At 65.3% G+C, this 19,957-nt stretch carries 24 protein-coding genes; 15 read left to right on the plus strand and 9 right to left on the minus strand.

Features of this window, described 5'->3' with window-relative positions; all coding sequences use genetic code 11:
• Window positions 1-8: 8 nt before the first annotated feature.
• From AB4Y73_RS18550 to AB4Y73_RS18570, 5 genes are all read left to right on the plus strand, one after another.
• Window positions 9-521: a DoxX family protein gene (locus tag AB4Y73_RS18550; RefSeq protein ID WP_441873796.1), complete on the plus strand. Its 513-nt coding sequence runs from the start codon at window positions 9-11 to the stop codon at window positions 519-521.
• Entirely contained in the window at window positions 518-1,261 is a 744-nt protein-coding gene (locus tag AB4Y73_RS18555; RefSeq protein ID WP_441873798.1) for an AzlC family ABC transporter permease, read from the plus strand. Before AB4Y73_RS18550 ends, AB4Y73_RS18555 begins: the two co-directional genes overlap by 4 nt.
• On the plus strand, window positions 1,258-1,569 hold the full coding sequence (locus AB4Y73_RS18560; protein WP_441873800.1) for an AzlD domain-containing protein: 312 nt from the start codon (window positions 1,258-1,260) through the stop codon (window positions 1,567-1,569). Before AB4Y73_RS18555 ends, AB4Y73_RS18560 begins: the two co-directional genes overlap by 4 nt.
• Window positions 1,570-1,642: 73 nt before the next feature.
• Window positions 1,643-1,918 (plus strand): hypothetical protein, encoded by a 276-nt coding sequence (locus tag AB4Y73_RS18565; RefSeq protein ID WP_441873802.1) that lies wholly within the window; start codon window positions 1,643-1,645, stop codon window positions 1,916-1,918.
• Between the two features lie 56 nt (window positions 1,919-1,974).
• Window positions 1,975-2,262 carry a hypothetical protein gene (locus AB4Y73_RS18570; protein WP_441873804.1) on the plus strand — a complete coding sequence of 96 codons (288 nt, stop codon included), beginning with the start codon at window positions 1,975-1,977 and terminating at the stop codon, window positions 2,260-2,262.
• A gap of 118 nt (window positions 2,263-2,380) precedes the next feature.
• On the opposite strand, the gene AB4Y73_RS18575 is transcribed toward AB4Y73_RS18570, so the two are convergent.
• Both AB4Y73_RS18575 and AB4Y73_RS18580 read right to left on the minus strand, forming a co-directional pair.
• A complete protein-coding gene (locus tag AB4Y73_RS18575; protein WP_441873807.1) occupies window positions 2,381-2,599 on the minus strand; it encodes a hypothetical protein in 219 nt (72 codons plus the stop codon).
• Between the two features lie 181 nt (window positions 2,600-2,780).
• Window positions 2,781-3,416: a TetR/AcrR family transcriptional regulator gene (locus AB4Y73_RS18580; RefSeq protein WP_441873809.1), complete on the minus strand. Its 636-nt coding sequence runs from the start codon at window positions 3,414-3,416 to the stop codon at window positions 2,781-2,783.
• Between the two features lie 119 nt (window positions 3,417-3,535).
• On the opposite strand from AB4Y73_RS18580, the gene AB4Y73_RS18585 reads away from it, so the two are divergent.
• The 6 genes from AB4Y73_RS18585 (at window position 3,536) to AB4Y73_RS18610 (ending at window position 8,378) form a co-directional block, all read left to right on the plus strand.
• On the plus strand, window positions 3,536-3,859 hold the full coding sequence (locus tag AB4Y73_RS18585) for a thiamine-binding protein (protein ID WP_441873811.1): 324 nt from the start codon (window positions 3,536-3,538) through the stop codon (window positions 3,857-3,859).
• A 32-nt stretch (window positions 3,860-3,891) separates the two neighbouring features.
• The gene (locus AB4Y73_RS18590; RefSeq protein WP_441873813.1) at window positions 3,892-4,569 is read left to right on the plus strand and encodes an O-methyltransferase; all 678 of its coding nucleotides are present in this window, start codon (window positions 3,892-3,894) and stop codon (window positions 4,567-4,569) included.
• 81 nt (window positions 4,570-4,650) lie between these two features.
• Entirely contained in the window at window positions 4,651-5,130 is a 480-nt protein-coding gene (locus tag AB4Y73_RS18595; RefSeq protein WP_441873815.1) for a Dps family protein, read from the plus strand.
• A gap of 23 nt (window positions 5,131-5,153) precedes the next feature.
• Window positions 5,154-6,227, plus strand: a complete 1,074-nt coding sequence (locus AB4Y73_RS18600) for a hypothetical protein (RefSeq protein WP_441873817.1) — start codon at window positions 5,154-5,156, stop codon at window positions 6,225-6,227.
• Window positions 6,221-7,630: a PIG-L family deacetylase gene (locus tag AB4Y73_RS18605; protein ID WP_441873819.1), complete on the plus strand. Its 1,410-nt coding sequence runs from the start codon at window positions 6,221-6,223 to the stop codon at window positions 7,628-7,630. The genes AB4Y73_RS18600 and AB4Y73_RS18605 overlap by 7 nt, the downstream gene beginning before the upstream one ends.
• Window position 7,631: 1 nt before the next feature.
• Entirely contained in the window at window positions 7,632-8,378 is a 747-nt protein-coding gene (locus AB4Y73_RS18610) for a glycosyltransferase (protein ID WP_441873821.1), read from the plus strand.
• A 209-nt stretch (window positions 8,379-8,587) separates the two neighbouring features.
• Here AB4Y73_RS18610 and AB4Y73_RS18615 read toward each other — a convergent pair whose 3' ends face one another.
• The 4 genes from AB4Y73_RS18615 to AB4Y73_RS18630 all read right to left on the minus strand — a co-directional run bounded on the left by AB4Y73_RS18615 (window position 8,588) and on the right by AB4Y73_RS18630 (window position 11,863).
• Window positions 8,588-9,820, minus strand: coding sequence for a YihY/virulence factor BrkB family protein (locus tag AB4Y73_RS18615; protein WP_441873823.1), 1,233 nt, complete (start codon window positions 9,818-9,820; stop codon window positions 8,588-8,590).
• A 116-nt stretch (window positions 9,821-9,936) separates the two neighbouring features.
• A complete protein-coding gene (locus tag AB4Y73_RS18620; RefSeq protein ID WP_441873825.1) occupies window positions 9,937-10,587 on the minus strand; it encodes a DUF3618 domain-containing protein in 651 nt (216 codons plus the stop codon).
• Window positions 10,584-11,015, minus strand: coding sequence for a phage holin family protein (locus AB4Y73_RS18625; protein WP_441873827.1), 432 nt, complete (start codon window positions 11,013-11,015; stop codon window positions 10,584-10,586). Before AB4Y73_RS18625 ends, AB4Y73_RS18620 begins: the two co-directional genes overlap by 4 nt.
• The gene (locus tag AB4Y73_RS18630) at window positions 11,012-11,863 is read right to left on the minus strand and encodes a hypothetical protein (protein WP_441873829.1); all 852 of its coding nucleotides are present in this window, start codon (window positions 11,861-11,863) and stop codon (window positions 11,012-11,014) included. Before AB4Y73_RS18630 ends, AB4Y73_RS18625 begins: the two co-directional genes overlap by 4 nt.
• Window positions 11,864-12,204: 341 nt before the next feature.
• Here AB4Y73_RS18630 and AB4Y73_RS18635 point away from each other — a divergent pair, with 341 nt between their 5' ends.
• Window positions 12,205-12,681: a MarR family winged helix-turn-helix transcriptional regulator gene (locus AB4Y73_RS18635; protein WP_441873831.1), complete on the plus strand. Its 477-nt coding sequence runs from the start codon at window positions 12,205-12,207 to the stop codon at window positions 12,679-12,681.
• 104 nt (window positions 12,682-12,785) lie between these two features.
• Here the strand turns inward: AB4Y73_RS18635 and AB4Y73_RS18640 are convergent, their stop codons facing one another.
• Complete coding sequence (locus AB4Y73_RS18640) at window positions 12,786-13,358, minus strand: MOSC domain-containing protein (protein ID WP_441873833.1); 573 nt, start codon at window positions 13,356-13,358, stop codon at window positions 12,786-12,788.
• A 132-nt stretch (window positions 13,359-13,490) separates the two neighbouring features.
• Between AB4Y73_RS18640 and AB4Y73_RS18645 the strand changes: the two genes are divergently transcribed.
• Window positions 13,491-15,146 (plus strand): DUF222 domain-containing protein, encoded by a 1,656-nt coding sequence (locus AB4Y73_RS18645; protein WP_441873835.1) that lies wholly within the window; start codon window positions 13,491-13,493, stop codon window positions 15,144-15,146.
• Window positions 15,147-15,277: 131 nt separating this feature from the next.
• Here the strand turns inward: AB4Y73_RS18645 and AB4Y73_RS18650 are convergent, their stop codons facing one another.
• The gene (locus AB4Y73_RS18650) at window positions 15,278-16,249 is read right to left on the minus strand and encodes a matrixin family metalloprotease (RefSeq protein ID WP_441873837.1); all 972 of its coding nucleotides are present in this window, start codon (window positions 16,247-16,249) and stop codon (window positions 15,278-15,280) included.
• A 283-nt stretch (window positions 16,250-16,532) separates the two neighbouring features.
• Between AB4Y73_RS18650 and AB4Y73_RS18655 the strand changes: the two genes are divergently transcribed.
• On the plus strand, window positions 16,533-17,630 hold the full coding sequence (locus AB4Y73_RS18655) for a hypothetical protein (RefSeq protein ID WP_441873839.1): 1,098 nt from the start codon (window positions 16,533-16,535) through the stop codon (window positions 17,628-17,630).
• 90 nt (window positions 17,631-17,720) lie between these two features.
• Entirely contained in the window at window positions 17,721-18,755 is a 1,035-nt protein-coding gene (locus AB4Y73_RS18660) for an LLM class flavin-dependent oxidoreductase (RefSeq protein ID WP_441873841.1), read from the plus strand.
• Between the two features lie 84 nt (window positions 18,756-18,839).
• On the opposite strand, the gene AB4Y73_RS18665 is transcribed toward AB4Y73_RS18660, so the two are convergent.
• The gene (locus AB4Y73_RS18665) at window positions 18,840-19,763 is read right to left on the minus strand and encodes an AraC family transcriptional regulator (protein ID WP_441873843.1); all 924 of its coding nucleotides are present in this window, start codon (window positions 19,761-19,763) and stop codon (window positions 18,840-18,842) included.
• Window positions 19,764-19,957 lie beyond the last annotated feature (194 nt).

Genomic DNA, 19,957 nt, shown 5'->3' on the forward strand with positions numbered 1-19,957 from the left:
GTGGAACCATGCCATTTCGCTGGTCCCGCCGGGGCGTCCAAACCATCTCCGCAGGAGCCATGAGTGCGCTGCTGCTGACCAGTGCCATGAAGCACTTCCGCGAGCCGCGCTTCTTCGCGCAGGTGGTCCCGGACTACCTCTGCCGCGACGCTCCGGACACTCACCGCGAGGCACCGGCGGCTGGCGCGGACAGCGCTCGCGGCGTAAAGAAAACGCACGACGGCGGCGCGCGGCCTTTGGCGGTCATGACCCGGGAGGAATGGATCGCGGTGAGCGGGCTGCTCGAGGCGGGCGCCGCCGTCGTACTCCTGATACCGGCCACGCGACGGGTGGCGGCGACCGCCCTTGCAGGGATGTTCTCTGTGTTCCTAGCCGGCCACGTGGATGCCCTCCGGCGCGCTTATGGCCCCATGGGCTCGCCGGGGCAGCGCAGGGCGCATACTGTCCGGCTTCCCCTTCAGTTCCCGCTCATCCTGTGGGCCTGGAGCCTGCGGGGTGCCGCGGCCGGGCCGCGGCGGTGAAGATTCTCGCGTCGCCCGCCGTCCGGGTGGGCATGTCCATCAGCATCGCCACCGGCCTTTACGGCATTTCCTTTGGCGCCCTGTCCGTCACGTCCGGCCTCGATTTCTGGCAAACCATGGCGCTGAGTCTGCTGCTGTTCAGTGGTGGTTCCCAGTTCGCGTTCATCGGAGTCGTGGCAGGGGGCGGGTCAGGCATAGCCGCGATGAGTGCAGCCACGCTTTTGGGCATGCGAAACGGTATCTACGGGATGCAACTGAATGCCCTGCTGCAACCGAGGGGATGGCGGCGGTATGTTGCCGCGCAGGTCACCATCGACGAGTCGACAGCCACCAGCACAGGACAGGCCGATCCTGCTGAGCAGCGGCGCGGGTTCTGGACCGCTGGCATTGGCATCTACGTGCTCTGGAACCTCTTTACAGCCGTCGGAGCCCTCGCCGGCAGCGGCTTGGGAGACCCGAAGCAGTGGGGCCTTGACGGTGCCGCAGTTGCCGCCTTCCTCGCCCTGTTGTGGCCCCGGCTTAAGGGGTTCGAACCGGCCGCGATCGCCGTGGCGTGTGCGTTGGCCACCGTCCTCGCCGTGCCCTTCGTTCCTGCCGGCGTGCCCATCCTGATCGCAGCCCTGGTGGCCGCGGTAATCGGCTGGTTCAGCCACGGCCGCCGCGATGAGGGCCTTGAGCCGGATGTGGATCCCTACCAGGAGCACCACGGCCACGGCAGAACCCGGGAGGCAGGCTCATGAATCTATGGTTCTGGCTGCTGGTGGCGTGCGTCCTGGCCTACGCGTGGAAGCTGATGGGCTACCTGGTCCCCGCGAAGCTGCTGGAAGACCCCCGGATGTCCCGGGTGGCCGGGACCATGACCATCGGCCTCCTTGCGTCCCTGACGATCGTCAATACAGTGGCCTCCGGGCAGTCCCTGGCCGCCGACGCCCGGTTGGGGGCCCTCGCCGCGGCCGCTGTTGCGCTGGCCTTCCGGGCGCCGTTCCTGCTGGTGGTCATCGTCGGCGCTGCCACCGCTGCCCTCCTCCGGTTAATTGGCTGGAACTGAGCGCCAAACCTAGTGGTGGGCGGCACAACCGCTGTAGCATGATCCTGGCTATGCAGTAGGCCGTGGATTTCTCGTGAGAGCGCCGACCATGGAAATAGACCTGCACGTAGCCCGCACCAGACCAGGCAAGCCCCGTCACCGCACGGCCGCCGGATGGTGCGCTGGCCTGCCGGTAAAGCGCTTCTTCACCCGGTTCCGGTCCATCGCCGACTTGCCGCCTGAGGACCTTGACATCCTCTCCGAACGCATAAGACTGGCCTTGGATGTCACTCGGGAACCGGGCATGGCTGCACTGCATGCTGCGGTCCGGGCCGAGCTCAACAACAGGGAAGCATCGTCGAACGACTGACGGCCCGACGAGGTTTAGCTGTGACTTGGCAGTTGCGGCCGGAGAGGAGCCAGATTATGAACGAACAGGCGGAGCACCAGGGACCGGACGCTGAAGGCGGAGCCGACCAACGAGGTTCAGAACCGAAGTCCCGGCCCAGCTATGTCAAGAGCGCGTCCGAAGCCACCAGGGAGCTGCGGGACACCTCCCGGCGACGCCGTGACGCCGAGGAGAAGCTGCAGCAGCACCTGCGGGAAGCCAAGGAACACGTCCCGCATCACCATCCGCATGAAGTGTTTCGGGAACTGCCCGAGACGGAGCAGGTGGACGAGGATCACGAGGCCGACAGGGCCTTGGAGGGGTAAGGCCGCAAGAAGGAGAGACCAGAGGCGACGCCGGCTGAACGTGAATGGTCACGTTCAGCCGGCAAATCTTTGGGAGCGTCTGAGGGCTAAGGTTCTTCGCGGACCAGGTTAGTGCCGCTTACGCGGTCTGCTCATCCTCGGGAGGCGCTGTTCGGCGGGCGCTTTCTTCGACGGCGAACTCGTACCATACCTGAGCGCCCAGGTCCGGGGCTGGCGTGTCGAGGTTCTGGTACAGGGCGTCGAGCAGATCGGCGAGCTCTTCCGCAGCAAGCGTGGGGAGGACTTCCTCCGGGCCGCGCGGATCGCTGATGACCTGGGACAACTTCGAGTGGTTCATGGCAACCTCACAAGTTCCGGCTGAGTGCCAAAAGCGTGGTGCATTTCTGTCTCCTCTGGTAGTTCAGAGGCTGGCTGCGTAACCCATCTAGAGTCTAGGCGAACGGCCCGGGACTCACAATGCCGGCAGTCGCCGGCAGGCGCCGCAGCGTGTCGAAGCGGGCGCAGATGCCGGTTGCCCGTCAGCCGAACTGCGGACCCTGGAGCTGCGAAGCGGGCAGCGGAACGAAGGCAGGCAGGGGGCGCCCGGTCCGTTCAGTCCTGATGGCGTCCTCGATGAGTGCCACCGGGCGGCGCCAGGCATCGGAACCGGGCTCCATGGTGTCCACCACGCCGATCAGCATGGCGAGCAAGCGGAACATGTCCGTCAGGGAAATGTCCGAGCGAAGGGTGCCCTGTCCCTGGCCCCGGACCAGGAGGATGCCGATGGATTCCATCAGGGATCCCGTGATTCCCGTGAGGAGTTCGCGGCGTCCTGCCACGGCCCCCAAGAGGTTCGCATCTGCACTGGCCGCGGCCATGATCGCCTCGATGACGCGGAGTAGTCCAGCAGCGGCATCCATGCCTGCAACGGCCTCCACAATGACGGGGTCAACCGTCTCCCGGAGTTGCCGGTTGAGGGCGGCCAGGACCAGTTCCTCTTTGTCGGCGAAGTTCCTGAACAGCGTGGCAGGTCCCACTCCGGCCGTCGCAGCGATGGTTTGGAGGGGAACGTCGGGGCCGTGTTCGCGGAAACACTGGCGGGCGGCCAGGATGATCTTGTCCACGTTCCGGGCAGCGTCTGCGCGAAGTGGCTTGCGGACGGCGGCGATGCTCATTCGATCAGGTTAGCAACGCGGCAGGCCTCAAACATGGTTACCGGACGGTAGGGGGTTATGTGACGTTCACCGGGCCGTCCAGCCGGTTCCCGCGTCCGGCTGCATGACAGACTTGGCCTATGTTGCTTGCATTTTCAGTTGCCCCGTCCGGTACGCCTGCCGGGGGATCCCGCCCCCACGACGCATCAGTCCACGACGCCGTTGCGGCCGCGGTGAAAATCGTCAGGGACTCGGGCCTGCCGCATCAGACCGACTCGATGTTCACCACCATCGAGGGCGATTGGGACGAGGTGTTCGATGTGGTCAAGCGCGCCACCGAAGCCGTGGGGCAGTTCGGCAGCCGGGTCTCCCTGGTCATCAAGGCCGATATCCGCCCGGGCTACACGGGTGAGCTCAGCGCCAAGGTGGAGCGCCTCGAGAAGGCTCTTTCAGACGGTTCCTAGACCCGTGCGTGGCTGCATGCCAGACTGTGGCCATGTTTGAGCACAAGACCCAACCAGGCTGGGTGGCAGTGGAAGACTTCCTCACGGAAACTGTTGTGCATCCCGACGACGCGTTGCTGCGGGCCGTAAGCTCCGCCGTCGAAGCCGGGATGCCACCCATTGAAGTGACACCCAACGCCGGCAAGTTCCTCAAACTCCTGGTGCAGATTTCCGGCGCCCGGCGGGTGCTGGAGATCGGTACGCTGGCGGGCTTCAGCAGCATCTGGATGGCCAAGGGACTTCCTGACGGCGGCCGGCTGGTCACGTGCGAATACCTCACCAAACATGCTGACATTGCCAGGGCCAACGTGGAGGCCGCCGGGCTTGGCCACAAGGTGGAGATCAGGGTGGGCGCAGCGATGGACACCTTGGCGGCGCTGCACTCCGAGGGCCAGGAGCCCTTTGATTTTGTGTTCATCGATGCGGACAAGGAACACGACGCCGGCTACCTGGATTGGGCCGTTCGCCTGGGCCGGCCTGGAACCGTCGTTGTGCTCGATAACGCCGTGTGGGAGGGGGCAATCCTGGATCCGTCCATCGACGACGTCAACGCCCCGGGGATCATCAGTGCACTGGAGCTGCTGGGTAAGCACCCGCAGCTGGATGCCACCGTGCTCCAAACCGTCGGGTCCAAAGGCTGGGACGGGTTCGCACTGGCGCGGGTCCGCTGACAAGCATTTCCTAAGTATGCTTAGAATTATTCTCCGGCCGAAGTCCGGTCCGGAACGGGCATCCTGCAGTGGAGGAATTTGATGAAAGCGTCACCCACCCTCGCCGGCAACCTTCAGACGGTCCTCACGGACCTGGTGGAACTTCATGTGCAGGGCAAACAGGCTCACTGGAACATCGTGGGCACCAACTTCCGCGACCTCCACCTGCAACTCGACGAGATCATCGCCAGTGCGCGCCTTTTCGCTGACCAGGCGGCGGAACGCATGCGCGCCTTGCACGCACTCCCTGACGGCCGAAGTAAGACGGTGGCTGCCGACACCCGCCTGGAGCAGTTGCCGGGCGGGCTGATTTCGACGAAGGACGCCGTCAAGCTGGTTACCGCCAGGCTGGAACGGACGGTCAAGACCATGCGGGATGTCCACGACGAGGTGGACGATGAGGACCCCACCAGCGCGGACCTGCTCCACGCCGCCATCGAACGGCTCGAACAGCTGGCCTGGATGGTCAACGCCGAAACCATGGCACCCTCGGCGGCCGTGACTGAACCGGCGGAGAAATAGTCCTGGGCGGCCAGGCCGGGGGAGTGACCGAGCAGCGCAGCTTTCCCAGATCTGTCCGGCTGGTCTCGGCTGAAACGGACCTTGCCCAGAATGGCGCCCTGCTCCACGCCGTATCCTCCGCGGCCGGCGACGTCCCCGCGCTCCTGGCCTTGGCCGGAGAAGCCGGAAGCAGTTGGCCGAAGCCGGGCGGTGGCCAGACGGGCCTTCTTTGGGAATTGCTGGCTTCGGTCGCCAGCGTGGATGTGGCCGCGGGCCGTATCTTCGAGCCCCACCTGGATGCGCAGGCCATCCTGGCCCAAGCCGGCCATCCCCAAAATGAGCGCGGCGGTCTCTGGGGAGTCTTCGCGGCCGAAGGTCCCGGTTCCCGCCTCGAGGCAAGGGCCGACGGCGCTGGCGTCCAGCTGAGCGGCGCCAAACCGTGGTGCTCATTGGCGCCGCTGTTGGACCGCGCCATCATCACCGCCCACACCGAAACCGGGGGACGGGCCGCCTTTGCCGTGGATCTTCGGCACCCGGGCGTGGCGTGCGAGGAGCCAGTGTGGGTGGCGCGGGGCCTGCGGGAGATCCCCAGCGGCACGGTCCATTTCAGCCAGGTGCCGGCAGTTCCGGTGGGCGGGGATGACTGGTACTTCAGCCGCCCCGGTTTTGCCTGGGGTGGCATGGGAGTGGCCGCCTGCTGGCTGGGCGGAGCGGTGGCCGTGGCCAGGGGCTACCGGGAATCCCTGATTGCCGCTGCCGGGAGAGGAAGGGAACCTGACCAGATCGCGCTCGCTGCGCTGGGGGAGGCGGACCGGATTTTGACGTCCACCCTCCGGTATCTGGGCCGCGTGGCTGAGTGGATCGACGGCGGCGTCGACACCCAGGAGGCCGGCGGCAGTGCGTGGGGCGAAGCGCTGCGCGTGCGGGGGACTGTAGCTGCCGCCGTCGAACGCGTGCTCTCCTTGGTCAGCACAAACAGCGGGCCCGGCCCGCTCGCGTTCGACGAACCCTATGCCAAGCGAATGGCCGACCTGGCACTGTATGTGCGCCAGCACCATGCCATGCGGGACGACGCCCAGTTGGGAAAACTGACGCTCGCCGGGGATGGCCCGTGGTGACCTTCTCGCATACGGACCGGGGCACGGACGAAAAGGACTGGGCTGCAAGCGGGCTGCCGGCTTTGGCTGAGCTGCCACTCGGACCGCAGGAGCTCGGCACCATGCGGTTCGTGGTGCTGGCCGCCCACCCGGATGATGAAACCCTCGGCGCGGGCGGCCTCCTGTCGATGCTGCATTCCTTGGGTGCCGACGTCGACGTGCTGCTCTGCACCGCGGGCGAGCGCTCGCATCCGGACTCCACCACCATGACGCCCGAACAGCTGGCAGCCGTTCGGCTTGAGGAATTCGGCTCCGCGATGGAAATTCTGGGGCTGGCCGGGCACTGGCGTTTTCTTGGGCTGCCCGATGGCGGCCTCACCGAACAGAAAGCGGAAATCTCGGCGCAGCTGAGGGAGGCCATCAACCGGCACCACGACGACCCGCAGCAGCTGGCAATTGTGGCGCCGTATCGTGCGGACGGTCACGCCGACCATGACGCCGTCGGCCACGCGGCCGCGCAAGTCGCCCTCGAAGACGGGCACGCCCTGCTGGAATATCCCATCTGGTACTGGTTGTGGGCCTCGCCGGAAGACCCCGCTTGGCGATCTTGGGCACGGCTTCCCCTGGACCCCGAACAGCAGGCAACCAAGACAGCCGCCATGGGCGCGCACACCAGCCAGACGCGTCCCTTGTCCGCGCGGGCCAGCGACGAGGCGCTGCTTGGTGAGGGCTTCCTCAAACATTTCCGGCGCCCTTTTGAAACGTTCGCCTGGCACCATACCTCTCCCGGAGGCGCTGCCGGAAGGGAGTCCGCTTCCTATGCGCCGCACACCAGCGTGGACGCGCAACGGATCTTCGATGAAGTGCACTCGGAGTCCGGGGACCCGTGGCACTACACCACCCTTTGGTACGAGCGCCGGAAGCGGAACCTGACGCTCGCCCTGCTGCCCCGGGAAAGTTACGAGTCGGGACTAGAGATCGGGTGCTCAATCGGAACCCTGACCGCCGAGCTGGCCGGCAGGTGTGCCAGCCTCCTGGCCGTTGACGCTAGCAGCACTGCCCTCAAACTTGCCGCCCAGCGCCTTGCACACTTTCCCGGCGTCACCACCCGCCAGCAGACCCTGCCGGCTGAATGGCCCGAGGGCCGCTACGACCTGGTAGTGGTCTCCGAAGTGGGGTATTACCTTGCGCCAGCGGAGCTTAATCAGCTCCTGGAGCAGATCCAGTCGTCCATGGCCCCGGGCGGCACGCTGCTGCTGTGCCACTGGCGGCACCCCATTTCAGGGTGGGAACTCGACGGCGACTCGGTGCACACGATGGCCAGAAACCTGCTGCGCTGGCCCACCGCAGGGCTGTACCAGGAACGCGATTTTGTGCTGGAAACCCTGGTGGCGCCCGGCGATCCCGGCGCGTTGGGGACGTGACATGGAGCGCATCCGCCAAGTAGCCGTGGTGATTCCGGTCCATAACGAGGAACAGCTCCTACCAAGGGCCCTTGGTGCCGTACGTACTGCTGCCAACGCCTTGCAGGCCCAGCGGCCGGACACCGCCGTTTCAGTCCTCCTGGCGCTGGATAGCTGTACCGATGGTTCCGCGGCATTTGCAGCACACCTGGCCGCGGTGGACCGCCGCTTCAGTCCTTTGCAGGTACGGTTCCGCAGCGTGGGGGGAAGCCGGCGCGCAGGTAACCGCGCCGCCCTGCTGGCCAGCCACGAACAGGGCCTGCCGTACGCTTCGCCGCAACTCTGGCTGGCCAATACCGACGCCGATTCCTGTGTTCCCGAGCATTGGCTGCTGCGCCAGCTGGAACTGGCCGACGGCGGGGCGGACGCTGTCCTGGGAACCGTGGAACCCGACCCGGAAGGGACAGAAAGCGAGCTCCTGAGGCGCTGGCATGCCCGGCACCGCTTGGGGGAAAACCATGCCCACGTGCACGGCGCCAACTTAGGGGTACGGGCTTCCGCCTACGTGCTGGCGGGCGGGTTTCCCCGGCTCCGTTCGCACGAGGACCGGGCATTGGTGGAGCGGCTTCGCCAGCACGGGGCCGCCGTATGGTCCACGGACACCCTCCGCGTCAGGACATCAGGCCGGACCGAGGCCCGGGCACCGCAGGGATTCGGCGCCTATCTGCTGTCACTCACGCAGGATCCCGCGACGGCGCTCAACAGCTGACCGCGCTGGACGGCTGATCCGGATCACATGCAGGTGCTACGTGGGAGGGAGGTCGCATCAATCCAGGGGGCCGACGACGACTGGGGGGACTGGCCTCGGTCTCAGAAGAGGCCACCTCGCCGCCGACCCCGCTTAACCCCGGACCACTGACAGCCGGGAAACTTACAAGGATCTATAGAAACAATTTTCTCCTATCTTGAGGGTCCTGCCTAGCCCCGGCCGCTTCCGGTCCCAGTGGTGTTTTCGCCCGCGTCGTTTCCGGCGGCACGGTCACGCACTTTGTCACGGACCCTGTCGCGATGCCGTCCTACTGCCTGGACCCCGGGTCCGTCCTGGCCCGAGTCCCCGTCCTCGCTGGGACCGTCTGCATCCTGTCCGTTCTCCGCGCTGTACTTCTCGCGCAGCTCGCGGCCGAGCCGGATGTCTTCCTCTTCCTGCTTCTGCAGTTTGTCGCTCTTCTTGGTCCCCCGCGGCGGCAGCTGGATGGTTTCCTCAGCCTCAATCCCGGCCTGGAGTTGCCGTCCCCGCTCCGTTTCGGCGTCGAACTCGGCTCCGAAAAGCAGGGACATGTTCAGGATCCACAGCCACAGCAACGCGACGATCACACCGCCGATTGCACCGTAGGTCTTGTTGTAGCTGTTGGAGTACGCCACGTAGAAGCCGAAGGCCAGCGAGGCCAGCAGGAACACCACCACGGCGATGGCCGAGCCCATGCTCATCCAGCGGAATTTCGGCTGCTTCACGTTCGGGGTGGCGTAGTAGAGAATGGCGATCGCAACGATGATCAGCGCCAGCATCACTGGCCACTTGGCGATGTTCCAGACGGTCAGGAAGGCGCCGCCGAGTCCGATCAGGTTTCCGACGGATTCCGCCACAGGGCCGCTCAGCACGAGCATCGCCGCGATGACGACGACGATCAGCAAATTCACGACCGTGACGCCGAGCATGGTGCCCCGCAGCTTCACGAACGCGCGGCCCTCATCGATCTCGTAGACCCTGTTCATCGCCCGGCCAAAGGCACCGACGTAGCCGGAGGCGGACCAGATAGCGGTGAGGAGGCCAAGGATGAAGGTGAGGCCGGCGGCAGAGGAGCTGGCGAGGTCCTGGACCACCGGGCGAATCGTGTCGACGGTCTGGCCGGGGGCAAAACCCTGGACGATGTCGAGCAGGGCAGAGGTGGTCTTTTGCGGGTCCCCGAAGATCCCGAGGAGGGACACCAGCGCCAACAGTGCCGGGAAGATCGAAAGCACTGAGTAGTAGGTAAGTGCCGCGGCCAGGTCGGGGCACTGGTCCTTCGAGAACTCCCTGAGTGTCTTCTTGGCGATGAACTTCCAGGAGGGCTTTGTAACATCTGTAGGGCGGTCTGGTTTGCGGGAATCATCTGGTGCTGGAGCCTGGCCAGCTTTGGCAGTGCTGGTTTCGGAGGCGTCTTGAGTGGCCATGGGGTGTCCTCTCGGATGTGGGTTGGCAAGGAACGGGCCGGTCCCACCGGGGAGGCGGAACCGGCCTGTCTTGTCGCTTACTGAAGCGGGGAACCGGCGTGAGCCGGGTGCCCGCATCAGGTGTTTTGGACGTTGTCCTTGGCGTCGGTGGCGCGGTCTTTGACGTCGGCGGCGGCTACCTGGCCTTCGGCTTTGACGTTTTGGGCTGCGTCGGTGGCGGTTGCCTTGACGTTTTCCATGGCTTCGCGGGCTGGTTCCTTGAGGCCTTGGGCCATGTCTTTGGCGGCCTCGGTCAGCTCGGTGGTCATGGGTTCGGCCGCGGTCTTGAGGGCGTCGGCTGCTTCGCGTTCCTTTTCGCTGGCGGGGATCAGCGAGGACAGCAGGAGTCCGGCGCCGAAGGCGATCAGGCCTGCTGCCATGGGGTTGCCCTGGGTTTTGGCTTTGACCTGGTGCGGGGCGTCGCCGATGGCCTGGCCTGCGTCGCTGAATTTTGCCGAGACGGTGTCGGTGGCGTTGTGCAGGGTATCCCCGGCACTGTGTCCCTGGCCCGCGCGCTGGCCGGTGTAGGCGTTGGTGTAGGCGGGKGTGGTGTCGTTGGTKCCCATGACTTTTTCCTTCACTCCGAACACCGCTTCTCTGACTTTGTCGGTTTGGCGGTGGACGATGTTGGACGGGGTGACTTTGTCGGCCACGGCGTCMACGTTGGTGCCCAGGCGGGCGCGGGTTGCTTCAATGTCTGAACGGATTGCGTCCGGGTTCTCGCTCATCGTTTTACCTCACCGGGTTTCAGGGTTGGGGGGATTTCTGAGAGTGTTTCGGTGGTCTGGGGCAGGCCCTTGACCGCTTTGAGTTCCTTCCGGCCGATGGAGGCCAGGACGGCGGCGATGATGCCCCAGAGCACGGCGACGACGACGGCGGACCAGCCGAGTCCCATCAGTTCGCCCAGGGCGTACCAGAGGGCGATTGAGAGGAAGAGCAGGACGAAGTGCCCGGCGATGCCGGCGCCGGCGAGCATGCCGCTGCCCTTGCCGGCTTTGGTGGCGGACTGCTTCAGTTCGGCCTTGGCGAGTTCGACTTCCTGACGCATCAGGGTGGAGAGGTCGCGCGTGACCTCACCGAGCAGATCACCCAACGAGGTGTTATCCGCCTTCACGTGCGCCGCCGAGGGGGGAGGCTCCGGAATCTGGCTGCTCACAGGTGGCGTCCTTCCCCTTCGGCGAACGGATCCGCGACCGTTCCCGGCCGCGCTTGCTCACCGTAGGCCGGCTCACCGAATGCTGGCTCGCCATAGGGCGGCTGAGCGTTTGCTGGCTGACTGTAGGCGGGCTCGCCATACGGGGCGTCGGTCAAACCTGTCCGGCCTGCGATTGATTCGTCGTAGAACGGCTCACCAACACCGGCCGTTACGGCCGGTTCGGGGGAGGGATATGCCGCAGGGTAGCCGGACGGCTGCGCAGCCGGGCGGGGGGTGGTTCCGGTCGAGTCGGGGGCGCCGGCCTGCAGGCTACGGCCCAGCCGTCCTGCGAGTACGCCCGCGCCTGCAGCGAGGAGAAGGAAGGTGCCGGGACGCTGCCGGGCAAAGGACTTGACTTCGTTCAACAGGGATCCGGGGTCCCGACCGTCAAGCCACGACGCCACGGACTGCGATCGATCGGCGGCCTGGCGCACCAAATCCGAGGCCACACCAGGCTCATTGGAGGCATCCGCCATAGCACGCAGTTCCGTGGAGATGGAGCGCATCCCCTCTGCCACTTTCTGCTGCTGTGTGCCTGCTTGGCTGGTGAGGTCCGACTTGGCCTGGTGCAGGAGGTCCCGGGCGTTCGTTTTTACTTCGGTGGCAACATTGGCAGCCTCCGCCTTAGCGGTTTGTGCCACGTCCTGGGCCGCGCCAGCCGCCTGATTGGCCACCTGTGAAGCTTCTGTCTTGGCCGCATCGGTTTTTGAAGCGGAGCCACTCGGCGTTCCGGCAGGCATGGCCGGGGCCTGCTCGCCGTACTGGTCGAGGGTCGACGGGGATGTCTGGGGCCATTGGTTCTCAGTCATTGTCGCTCTCTTTCTTGATGGATCACGTTCTCAATGGATCACTCGGGCGAGAGTGCCAGCAGTGCCGGCTCGGAACGAATAGTAAGCAAGGTTACTAATCGATACTAAGCACACTTGCCATCCACTTTGCAAGGGCTGGCTTTTCGGCGGAGGGGAATTCGGGAGGGAAGAGGAGGCCTTCCGCCACTAAGGGAAGGCGCGCTTGCCAAGTGGATGATAAGCATGCTTATGGTAGTGGCGCGAACCATGCGTAATCCGCCTGCGGCGTCCACCGCCGTCGTAGGCAAAGACAGCATCGACGTCACTGCGTCGTGTGAGCGTCAGAGGCAAGGACGGTTCAGATGAATGGCAATTCAGAGAGTGATGTCCGGGAGGGATACCGGCTCCTCGTTCAGGCAGCGAGGTTGTTGCAGCGCCGCCAAGATGAGGCCCTGGCACCTTTGGGACTGACCCGCGCCGCGGCCATTGCCATGGGCGGGCTCGCTAACGGCCCCCTCAACCAGGAACAGTTGGCCGCCGCTATCCACGTCAGAAGCCAGACCATCGGCAGGGTCCTGGAGCGGCTTTACAGTGCGGGGTTGGTCACCAGGACACGCCATCCGCGGGACCGGCGCCAATTCATTATTGGGCTCACTGACGCTGGCCGGACCCTGCTGCAGTCCGCCCGTGATGCCCAGGCCAACGCCTTTCCCGCGGACTCTCTGGGATGGCGAAAACTCCGCATGGAACTCACCAGGTTCGTTGACAGTCTGCAGAACCCCACCTCCGCTGAACCCCATTCAAGTTCAGCAGTGCCCCGTCAATGGATTAATAAGTAAGGGGATCGGCAGTACGGCATCGGACGACGGCGGGACCTCCCGTCGTCGTCCGATTTCCGTCCCGGAAAACTTCCCGAAGCGGGATCTCCAGCGCTGCGGACGTCCTAAGGCAGCCTTGACGCCCTTAGCATCGAGGCCTCGCCAGCCCTTTCGGGCTCCAGCGGCACCGGACTGACCAGCACTGCCGGGCCGCGGTGCAGCATGCCGTCGGAGAGCGGCTGGCAGCGCACGCCACCGCGTCCCCGCATCGCCTTGTGGGCGCCTGGGGCGAGCATCTGGTCCATCCACGCGCAGGGGTTCGCGGGCCGGCCGGCCTTGAACCGCACCACTTGCCCGCGCGATTCAAGCGCGAAGTCGCCACCGATCAAGGGGGCGAGGTGGGCGCCGCGAAGAACGACATTGCGGCGGGTCAGCAGTGGATCGAAGGGTGCAGCAACAAGTTCCGCCGCCATCGCTTCGAGAGCCTCGATGGAAATCAGCGTGACGGCGGCATCCATGTGCGCTGCCTTCCCGAAAAACCGGTCACCGACGATCCCCTTGCCAGCCACCAGCTCAACAGTTTCCGCATCCGCGGTGGCGACATCGGCCGCGCCCTCGCGTGCGCGGCCGAAGTAGGCGTGCGCGGGGGACACCAGCAGATGCAGGATCTCGACGTCGTACCGATAGCTTTCCGTCATGCTTCCACGCTAGCCGCACAGCAGGCGTGCGGCACGTGCCGGAGATGGACGACGGCGGGAGGTCCCGGCGTCGTGAGGCGGTACGACTCGCGGTTTCGCTTAAATGTCAGACCCTCCGTCGATGATGGGTGCATGGGGAAAGCAGCAGCGGCGAAGGCATTTGCGGACATCGATGCCGCTCTTGCTGTGCTCAATGCCGAAGTGGATGGGGCTGCCGGGTCGGGTTCGGAAGTTTCGTCGGAGGCTGATCCGTTGCGTGGTGTGGGCGATATGTGTTTGGAAATCCTCTCCGGAACCGCTGGGGTGGAGGCGAAGGTAGCGGGGCTGAAGGCCCGGGCTGCGATGAAGTACGCGGATGTTGCCCGCGCGGTGGCTCCTCCGGATGCTTCGGTCCAGGCCCAGGAGATGGCAGTAACCGCGGAGGTTGCGTGTGCCCTGACGATCGGTGACCGGGCAGCCGGTGCGTTCCTGGGGGTTTCCCACGCCCTGACCAGCACACTGCCGTTGACTCTGGCCGCCCTGGGGTCCGGTACGATCTCCTGGCAGCATGCCCGGGTCATGGCGGACGAAGCCGCCACCCTTGACCGGGCCGGGGCCGCCGCGCTGGAGGCCCACTTCCTGGACCCGGACGCGCCGGACCCTGCCGGTGGTTGTCCAGCCGGGGAGATGCCGGCGTCGCGGTTCCGGCACAAGGCCCGCACGTGGCGCGAACGCCACCACGCGGAGAGCATCGAGAAGCGCCACGCCAAAGGGGTCCTTGACCGGCGGGTCGAGTACACCCCGGACCAGGACGGGATGGCCTGGCTCTCGGCCTATCTGCCCGCGGACCAGGCGGTCGCAATCTGGAACCGCACCACCGCGATCGCTCGAGGTTTGCAAGGCTCGGACGAGAACCGCACCCTCACCCAGCTCCGCGCGGACGCATTGGCCGCCGCCCTCCTGACCGGCGGAGCCCACGAACTCGGAGCTCACGAACTCGGAACCCCCGGACTCGGAACCCCCGGACTCAGCACTGACGACGGCGAGAACATGAGCCCGGAAGGATACGATCCCGGGCAGGTTCCGCCGCCGCGGGCCCAGGTCCTCGTGACGGTGCCGGTGTTCTCGCTGCTCGGCGCCACCGAGGAGCCGGCAATGCTGGACGGTTACGGGCCCATCCCGGCGTCGATGGCCCGTGACCTCGTGGCGAACGGGGCAGATTCGTTCTACCGGGTCCTGGTTGACCCGCGGGACGGGGCTCCGCTGGAGATCGGGCGGTCCAGTTACCGGCTCACCAAGGCCATGCGGCAGTGGTTGCGGCTGCGGGACGGTAAGTGTCCCTTCCCGGGCTGCTCCAACCAGTCCCTGGACAACGAGGCCGACCATATCCTCGCCTGGGCCAAGGGCGGCACCACCGGAGTCTCGAACCTCGGACAGCCCTGCCCCAAACACCACCGCCTGCGACATACCAGTGCCTGGCAACCCACCCCAGCCACCAAAACCGAACCACCCGGCTGGATCTCACCCTCAGGGCGAAGATACCAAAGCGAACACCAGGACTGGGAACCACCACACTGGCCCGCCTTGGCGAGACAGCAGGGAAATCAACCGGAACGGCAGGGAAATCAACCGGAACGGCAGGGAAATCAGCCGGACCGGCAGAGAAATCAGCCGGAACGGCGGGAAAATCAATCAGCAGGGCACGAAAAATCCAAGGGTAGTCGGTTCGGCAGTCACCCGGAGTTCGTCCATGTTGGGCTGTCGTTGGGAGAAGAAGGCCTGGAAAGGTTCCTCCATTCCCTCGCCTGACGATTGCCTACCTGACGATTGCCTACCTGACGGCTGCGTGCCTAAGCCCTGCCCACCCGAGCAATTGCGTACCTGGACGCTGCCTCGGAGAAGGGCTTCTCGCCGTCATGCGCCTCGTGGTCCACCGTGCGCTATAGCCGCGGCACGCACGCGCCCGTTCCCAGCAGGGCGAGCCCAGCCCGGTCGCCGGCGGCAAAATCGAACTGCCCGCTGTTCTCTTCATACATCAGTTGCGTCGGGTCATCGACGTGGTCCAGCCCCAGCACGTGCGCGAGTTCGTGCATGATGATGGCGCGGACCAGCAGGGAGCCGTCGGCGCGGGCGAGGATTTCTGTCAGTCCCGGTGCGTCAAGCGTTACCTGGCCCGCGACAAAAACGTAGGGTTCTCCCGGGATATGTGCGTACGAGCTGCCCCCGGTTCCAGCGACTTTCCCGGCCAGGTCGGGCGATTCCTCGGGCGTGGACCATGCAATGAGCACCGGGGCCCATTGCTTGCCGTAGCGGTCAGGCTGGAACGTTTCGCGCGTTTTGGACGGCGCTTCGGCAGTGGTCCCGTCGTACACAAACTGCAGCCCGGAGGCGGCGGAAACTATGGACACGGCCTGTTCGATCAGCCGCTCGGTTCCTTTCGGCGCATTGTCAGGGCGGACCACGTAGTGCACGGGGCGGCATGGGTCGTAGGCAACAAAAGGCTGGCCGGGGTCCGGCGACTTTTGCAGGACGTAGGCGGTCGACCCGCTGGAAGCCGGCGGGAGACCGAGCGGGGCGGACGCCGCCTCAAAACCAGGTGGCGGAACCTTGGCGCCCGGCAGGTACGGCAACGCGGCGGGTAGCACGTACCGATCGAAAAGTGCCGGCGTGAAGTAGAGACCCACTACCAAAGCGATGCCCAGAACGGTGGCGAACCGCTTCCTCCACCGTCGTCCGCGAATCTTCTTTCGGTGTGCGGTCCTTTTGGCTGTGGTCTCCGAAACCGGGGAAGCCCGCCAAGGATCAGAAGGCTGTAACTTGCCGAGTGCCTCGTCAATCGCCCACAGGGGAACGCGCCCGCTGGGCGAACGGCGGATCCGCGGTAGGCCCTCGTCACCAGAATCCGATCCCAATATTTCCCCCTTGTGCCGCAGTGTCCATCTCCATTGATGGTCAGATCAGCATAATGCCCGGCGATGTTGCGGACGGCGCCGGCGCCTCCCGCCGTCGTCGGCTTGCTACAGGTGGCTTCCGCCGGCCGCCTGCCACCAGGACAGCTTCTGTTCATGGTCCCGAAACCGTCTGGTCCCGGGACGTTTGTCTGCAGCATGAAGCCTTTTAAGGCACACGCTCAGCGCACACCAGGGGGTTCCCGGGTCACCTGAGCAGCCATTGACTGGACCGAGGAGTACCCCTGTGTTCGTAAGAAGCGCCGTCACCGCCTTTGTGGCACTCATGTCTGCGACCGGACTCGCCGCCGCGCCCGCTGTTCCTTCCGCCGCCAGCGTTCCCGCTGTCAGTGTCGTCTCGGATAAGCAGGCCCCCTCGAATGACCAGGTCCCCGCGGCTGATCAGGCGTTCAGCTTCGGCGTCATCGGCGACATTCCTTACGGTGCCGCCGAAATCGCGAAGTTCCCTGCACACATCAAGGACATCAACGCCGACGCGGACCTGAAGTTCGTCACCCACGTGGGGGACATCAAGAACGGGTCATCCGTCTGTTCGGACGAGTACTTCCAGCACATCCGCACCGAATTCGATACCTTCGAGCACCCGCTGGTCTACACCCCCGGAGACAACGAATGGGTGGACTGCCACCGCACCAACAACGGCGCATACAACCCGCTGGAGCGGCTGGACAAGCTCCGCGAGATCTTCTTCAACGAACCAGGCAAGACCCTCGGCGAGACCATGCCGGTGAAGTCCCAGGCAGGCCTCGGCCTGCCTGAAAACGTCCGCTTCACCCAGAACCGCGTGGCATTCTCCGTGGTGGACGTCGAGGGCAGCAACAACTCCCTCCAGCCGTGGACGGGCCTGGGCGAGACGGCTGCCACGCCTGAGCAGCTTGCCGAAGTGGAGCACCGGACGGCGGCCGACCTGGAGCAGATCCGTGCCACCTTCAGCGACGCCACGCGCCGCAACGACCGCGCGGTGGTCCTGATGACCCAGGCTGACATGTTCGATCCGGCACTGCTCGACGCAGCCCGGGCCAACCCCGAAACAGTCTCCGGCTTCCGCGGAATTGTCCAGACCATCATCGACGAGACCAACCGCTTCGACGGCCCCGTTTACCTCATCAACGGTGACAGCCACGTCTACGCCGATAACCAGCCGCTCGCCGCCGGCTCACCGTGGCTGGCCGTCTACGGCCAGGACGCCGCCGCCGACCAGCTGCAGCGCATCACCGTGGACGGATCGGCCAACGCCACCAACTACGTCAAATTCCATGTCGCGGCGAACAGCTCAAAGGGCGGCGACATCCTGACCTGGGAAAAGGTGCCCTTCAGCAGCTAACCGCTGCGGTGGAGCGGACGACGGCGGCGCCTCCCGCCGTCGTCCGCTTTCCTCGGGAATGAATCCGCAAAGTTGAATGTTCAAGCAATTATGGACTTTGGCATCTTTACTTTCGGCGAACTAACCCGCAGCGATACTGGCAGCGCCCTATCACCGCATCAGCGGCTGAAGGAGATTATCGAGCTCGCGAAACTGGCGGACCAGGCAGGCCTCGGCTTCATGGGCCTGGGCGAGCACCACCGCCACGACTTCGCCCTCTCGGCGCCGGAAATCGTGCTTGCGGCCATCGCCCGGGAAACCACCAACCTTCGGCTCAGCACGGCCGTGACCGTACTGTCCACGCAGGACCCCGTGCGGCTCTTCGAACAGTTCGCCACCTTGGACCTCATCTCCGACGGCCGGGCCGAGATCATTGCCGGCCGCGGCGCGTTCATCGAGTCCTACCCGCTGTTCGGCCACGATACCGCCGACTACGACGGCCTGTTCGACGAGAAGCTGCGCATGCTCCTCGAACTCCGCGACAACGCTGTGCTGAACTGGAAGGGCAGCCTCACCCAAAGCATTCCCGGCATGGACATTGCACCCCGGCCCCTGCAGGAGAAGCTCCCCGTCTGGGTCGGTGTGGGCGGAACGCCGGCCAGCTTCGCCCGGGCCGGCAGGCTTGGACTCCCGCTCTTCATCGCCCTGCTCTCCGGCCCCGAGCGCTTCCGCCGCCTGGCCGAGCTGTACCGCCAGAGTGCCGACGAAGCGGGCCACGATGCCGCCGTCCTGCCGGTCGGGGTGGGCGGTCACTTCTATGCCGCGGCCACGTCCCAGCAGGCGCGCGACACCTTCTACCCGCATTACAAGGCCTACTTCGAGCAGAACATGCCGCGCAACGTGGACCATTTCCCCCGCTCCACGTTCGACGACTGGAGCGATCCGGGCGGCGGACTGCTGGTGGGAAGCCCGCAGCAGATCATCGAGAAGCTCCTGGTCATCCAGCAGACGCTCGGTAACACCCGCTACATGGCGCAGATCGGCCTGGGCGGCCTGCCATTCGCGGAAACCGCCCGCTCCATCGAGCTCCTCGCCACCGAAATCATGCCCGCCGTCAACCGGGAGCTGGGCGTCGGCGCGGTATAACTGCAACTGCAACGGACGACGGCGGGAGGTCCCGCCGTCGTCTGTCTCACCTGCACTGCCCGCGAGAGTCCGGCGACGCTCAGCTCAGCCCTGCGTCCGTTGCCGGTACTGCCGGGGCGTTTCGCCGGCGTCGTTCAGGAAGTGCCTGTTGAAGTTGGACAGGTTGGAAAACCCGACTTCGTAGCAAACGTCGGAGATGGCTTTGTCGCTGTGCTCCAGTAGGCGCCGGGCGTGGGCGAGCCGAAGCTTACGGACCAGGTCGCTGAAATTCTGCCCGGTGGCGCGTTTGAAGTATTTCGAAAATGTCGGTTCGGGCATGCCCACCAGGGCGGCCGCCTCGGACATTTTCACGCTGCCTGCATGGTTGCTGAAGACATACTCGAGGACGATATCCACTACGGCGGCAGCCTGGCCGTCCAGCTGGGGCCTGAACCATTCTTCCGCCAGGTAGCGCCGCTCCTCTTCGGGCGCACGCGAAAGCACGGCGAACAGCTCCAGGAGATGATGCAGCCTCGCCAGCCCGGTGGAAACTCCCATGGCTTCGATGGCAGCCGCCGCGGCCTCGGCAGTCCGTCCCAGGAACTCGATCCCGCGCGCCGACTGCTCCAACAGGGGCTTGACCTCGGCCAGCTCCGGAACAAGCTCAGCAGTCTGCTCCACCCACTTTCCATCGAACTGGATGAGCGCGTCCCTGTCCTCAATGACCTCGCCGGGCTCAAGGTCGCTGACCCAGTCGTGGGGCAGCCCGGAGCCCACCAGGGAAACATGCCCGGCCTCGAAGGTGCCGATGTGGTCCCCAACGATGAACTTGCCGGTGCCTTTCCGGATCAAGTGGATCTCGTACTCGGGGTGGTAGTTCCAGCGGGCCGCCGCGGTGGGGTAGTCATGCTCGTGCCACCGGACCGAATGGTCAGGGTCCGGCGGGATGACCTCCCTGCTGGCACGCATCCCCAACAGCCTTTCGGCCAGGCGAGCCGTAGCTCCGTCGGTGGGAACTGCCGTACTCATGCTGGTTCTCCATGCCTAGGGGTCTATGAAATGTGGACAGCTCGTTGAGTGCCTTTCCCCCAGATTAGCGCGCAAGTCCCAGACGGGGGCAGAAAATAAGTATCAGAAATTGTCAACGACGGCGCTAGTTGTGCCCTATCCCACACCCCTACAGTTGAGGAAGACCAGCACCGGCTCATCGAAATTCCGATAAC

This window comes from Pseudarthrobacter sp. TAF60_1, assembly GCF_052113505.1.
Lineage (GTDB): Bacteria > Actinomycetota > Actinomycetes > Actinomycetales > Micrococcaceae > Arthrobacter.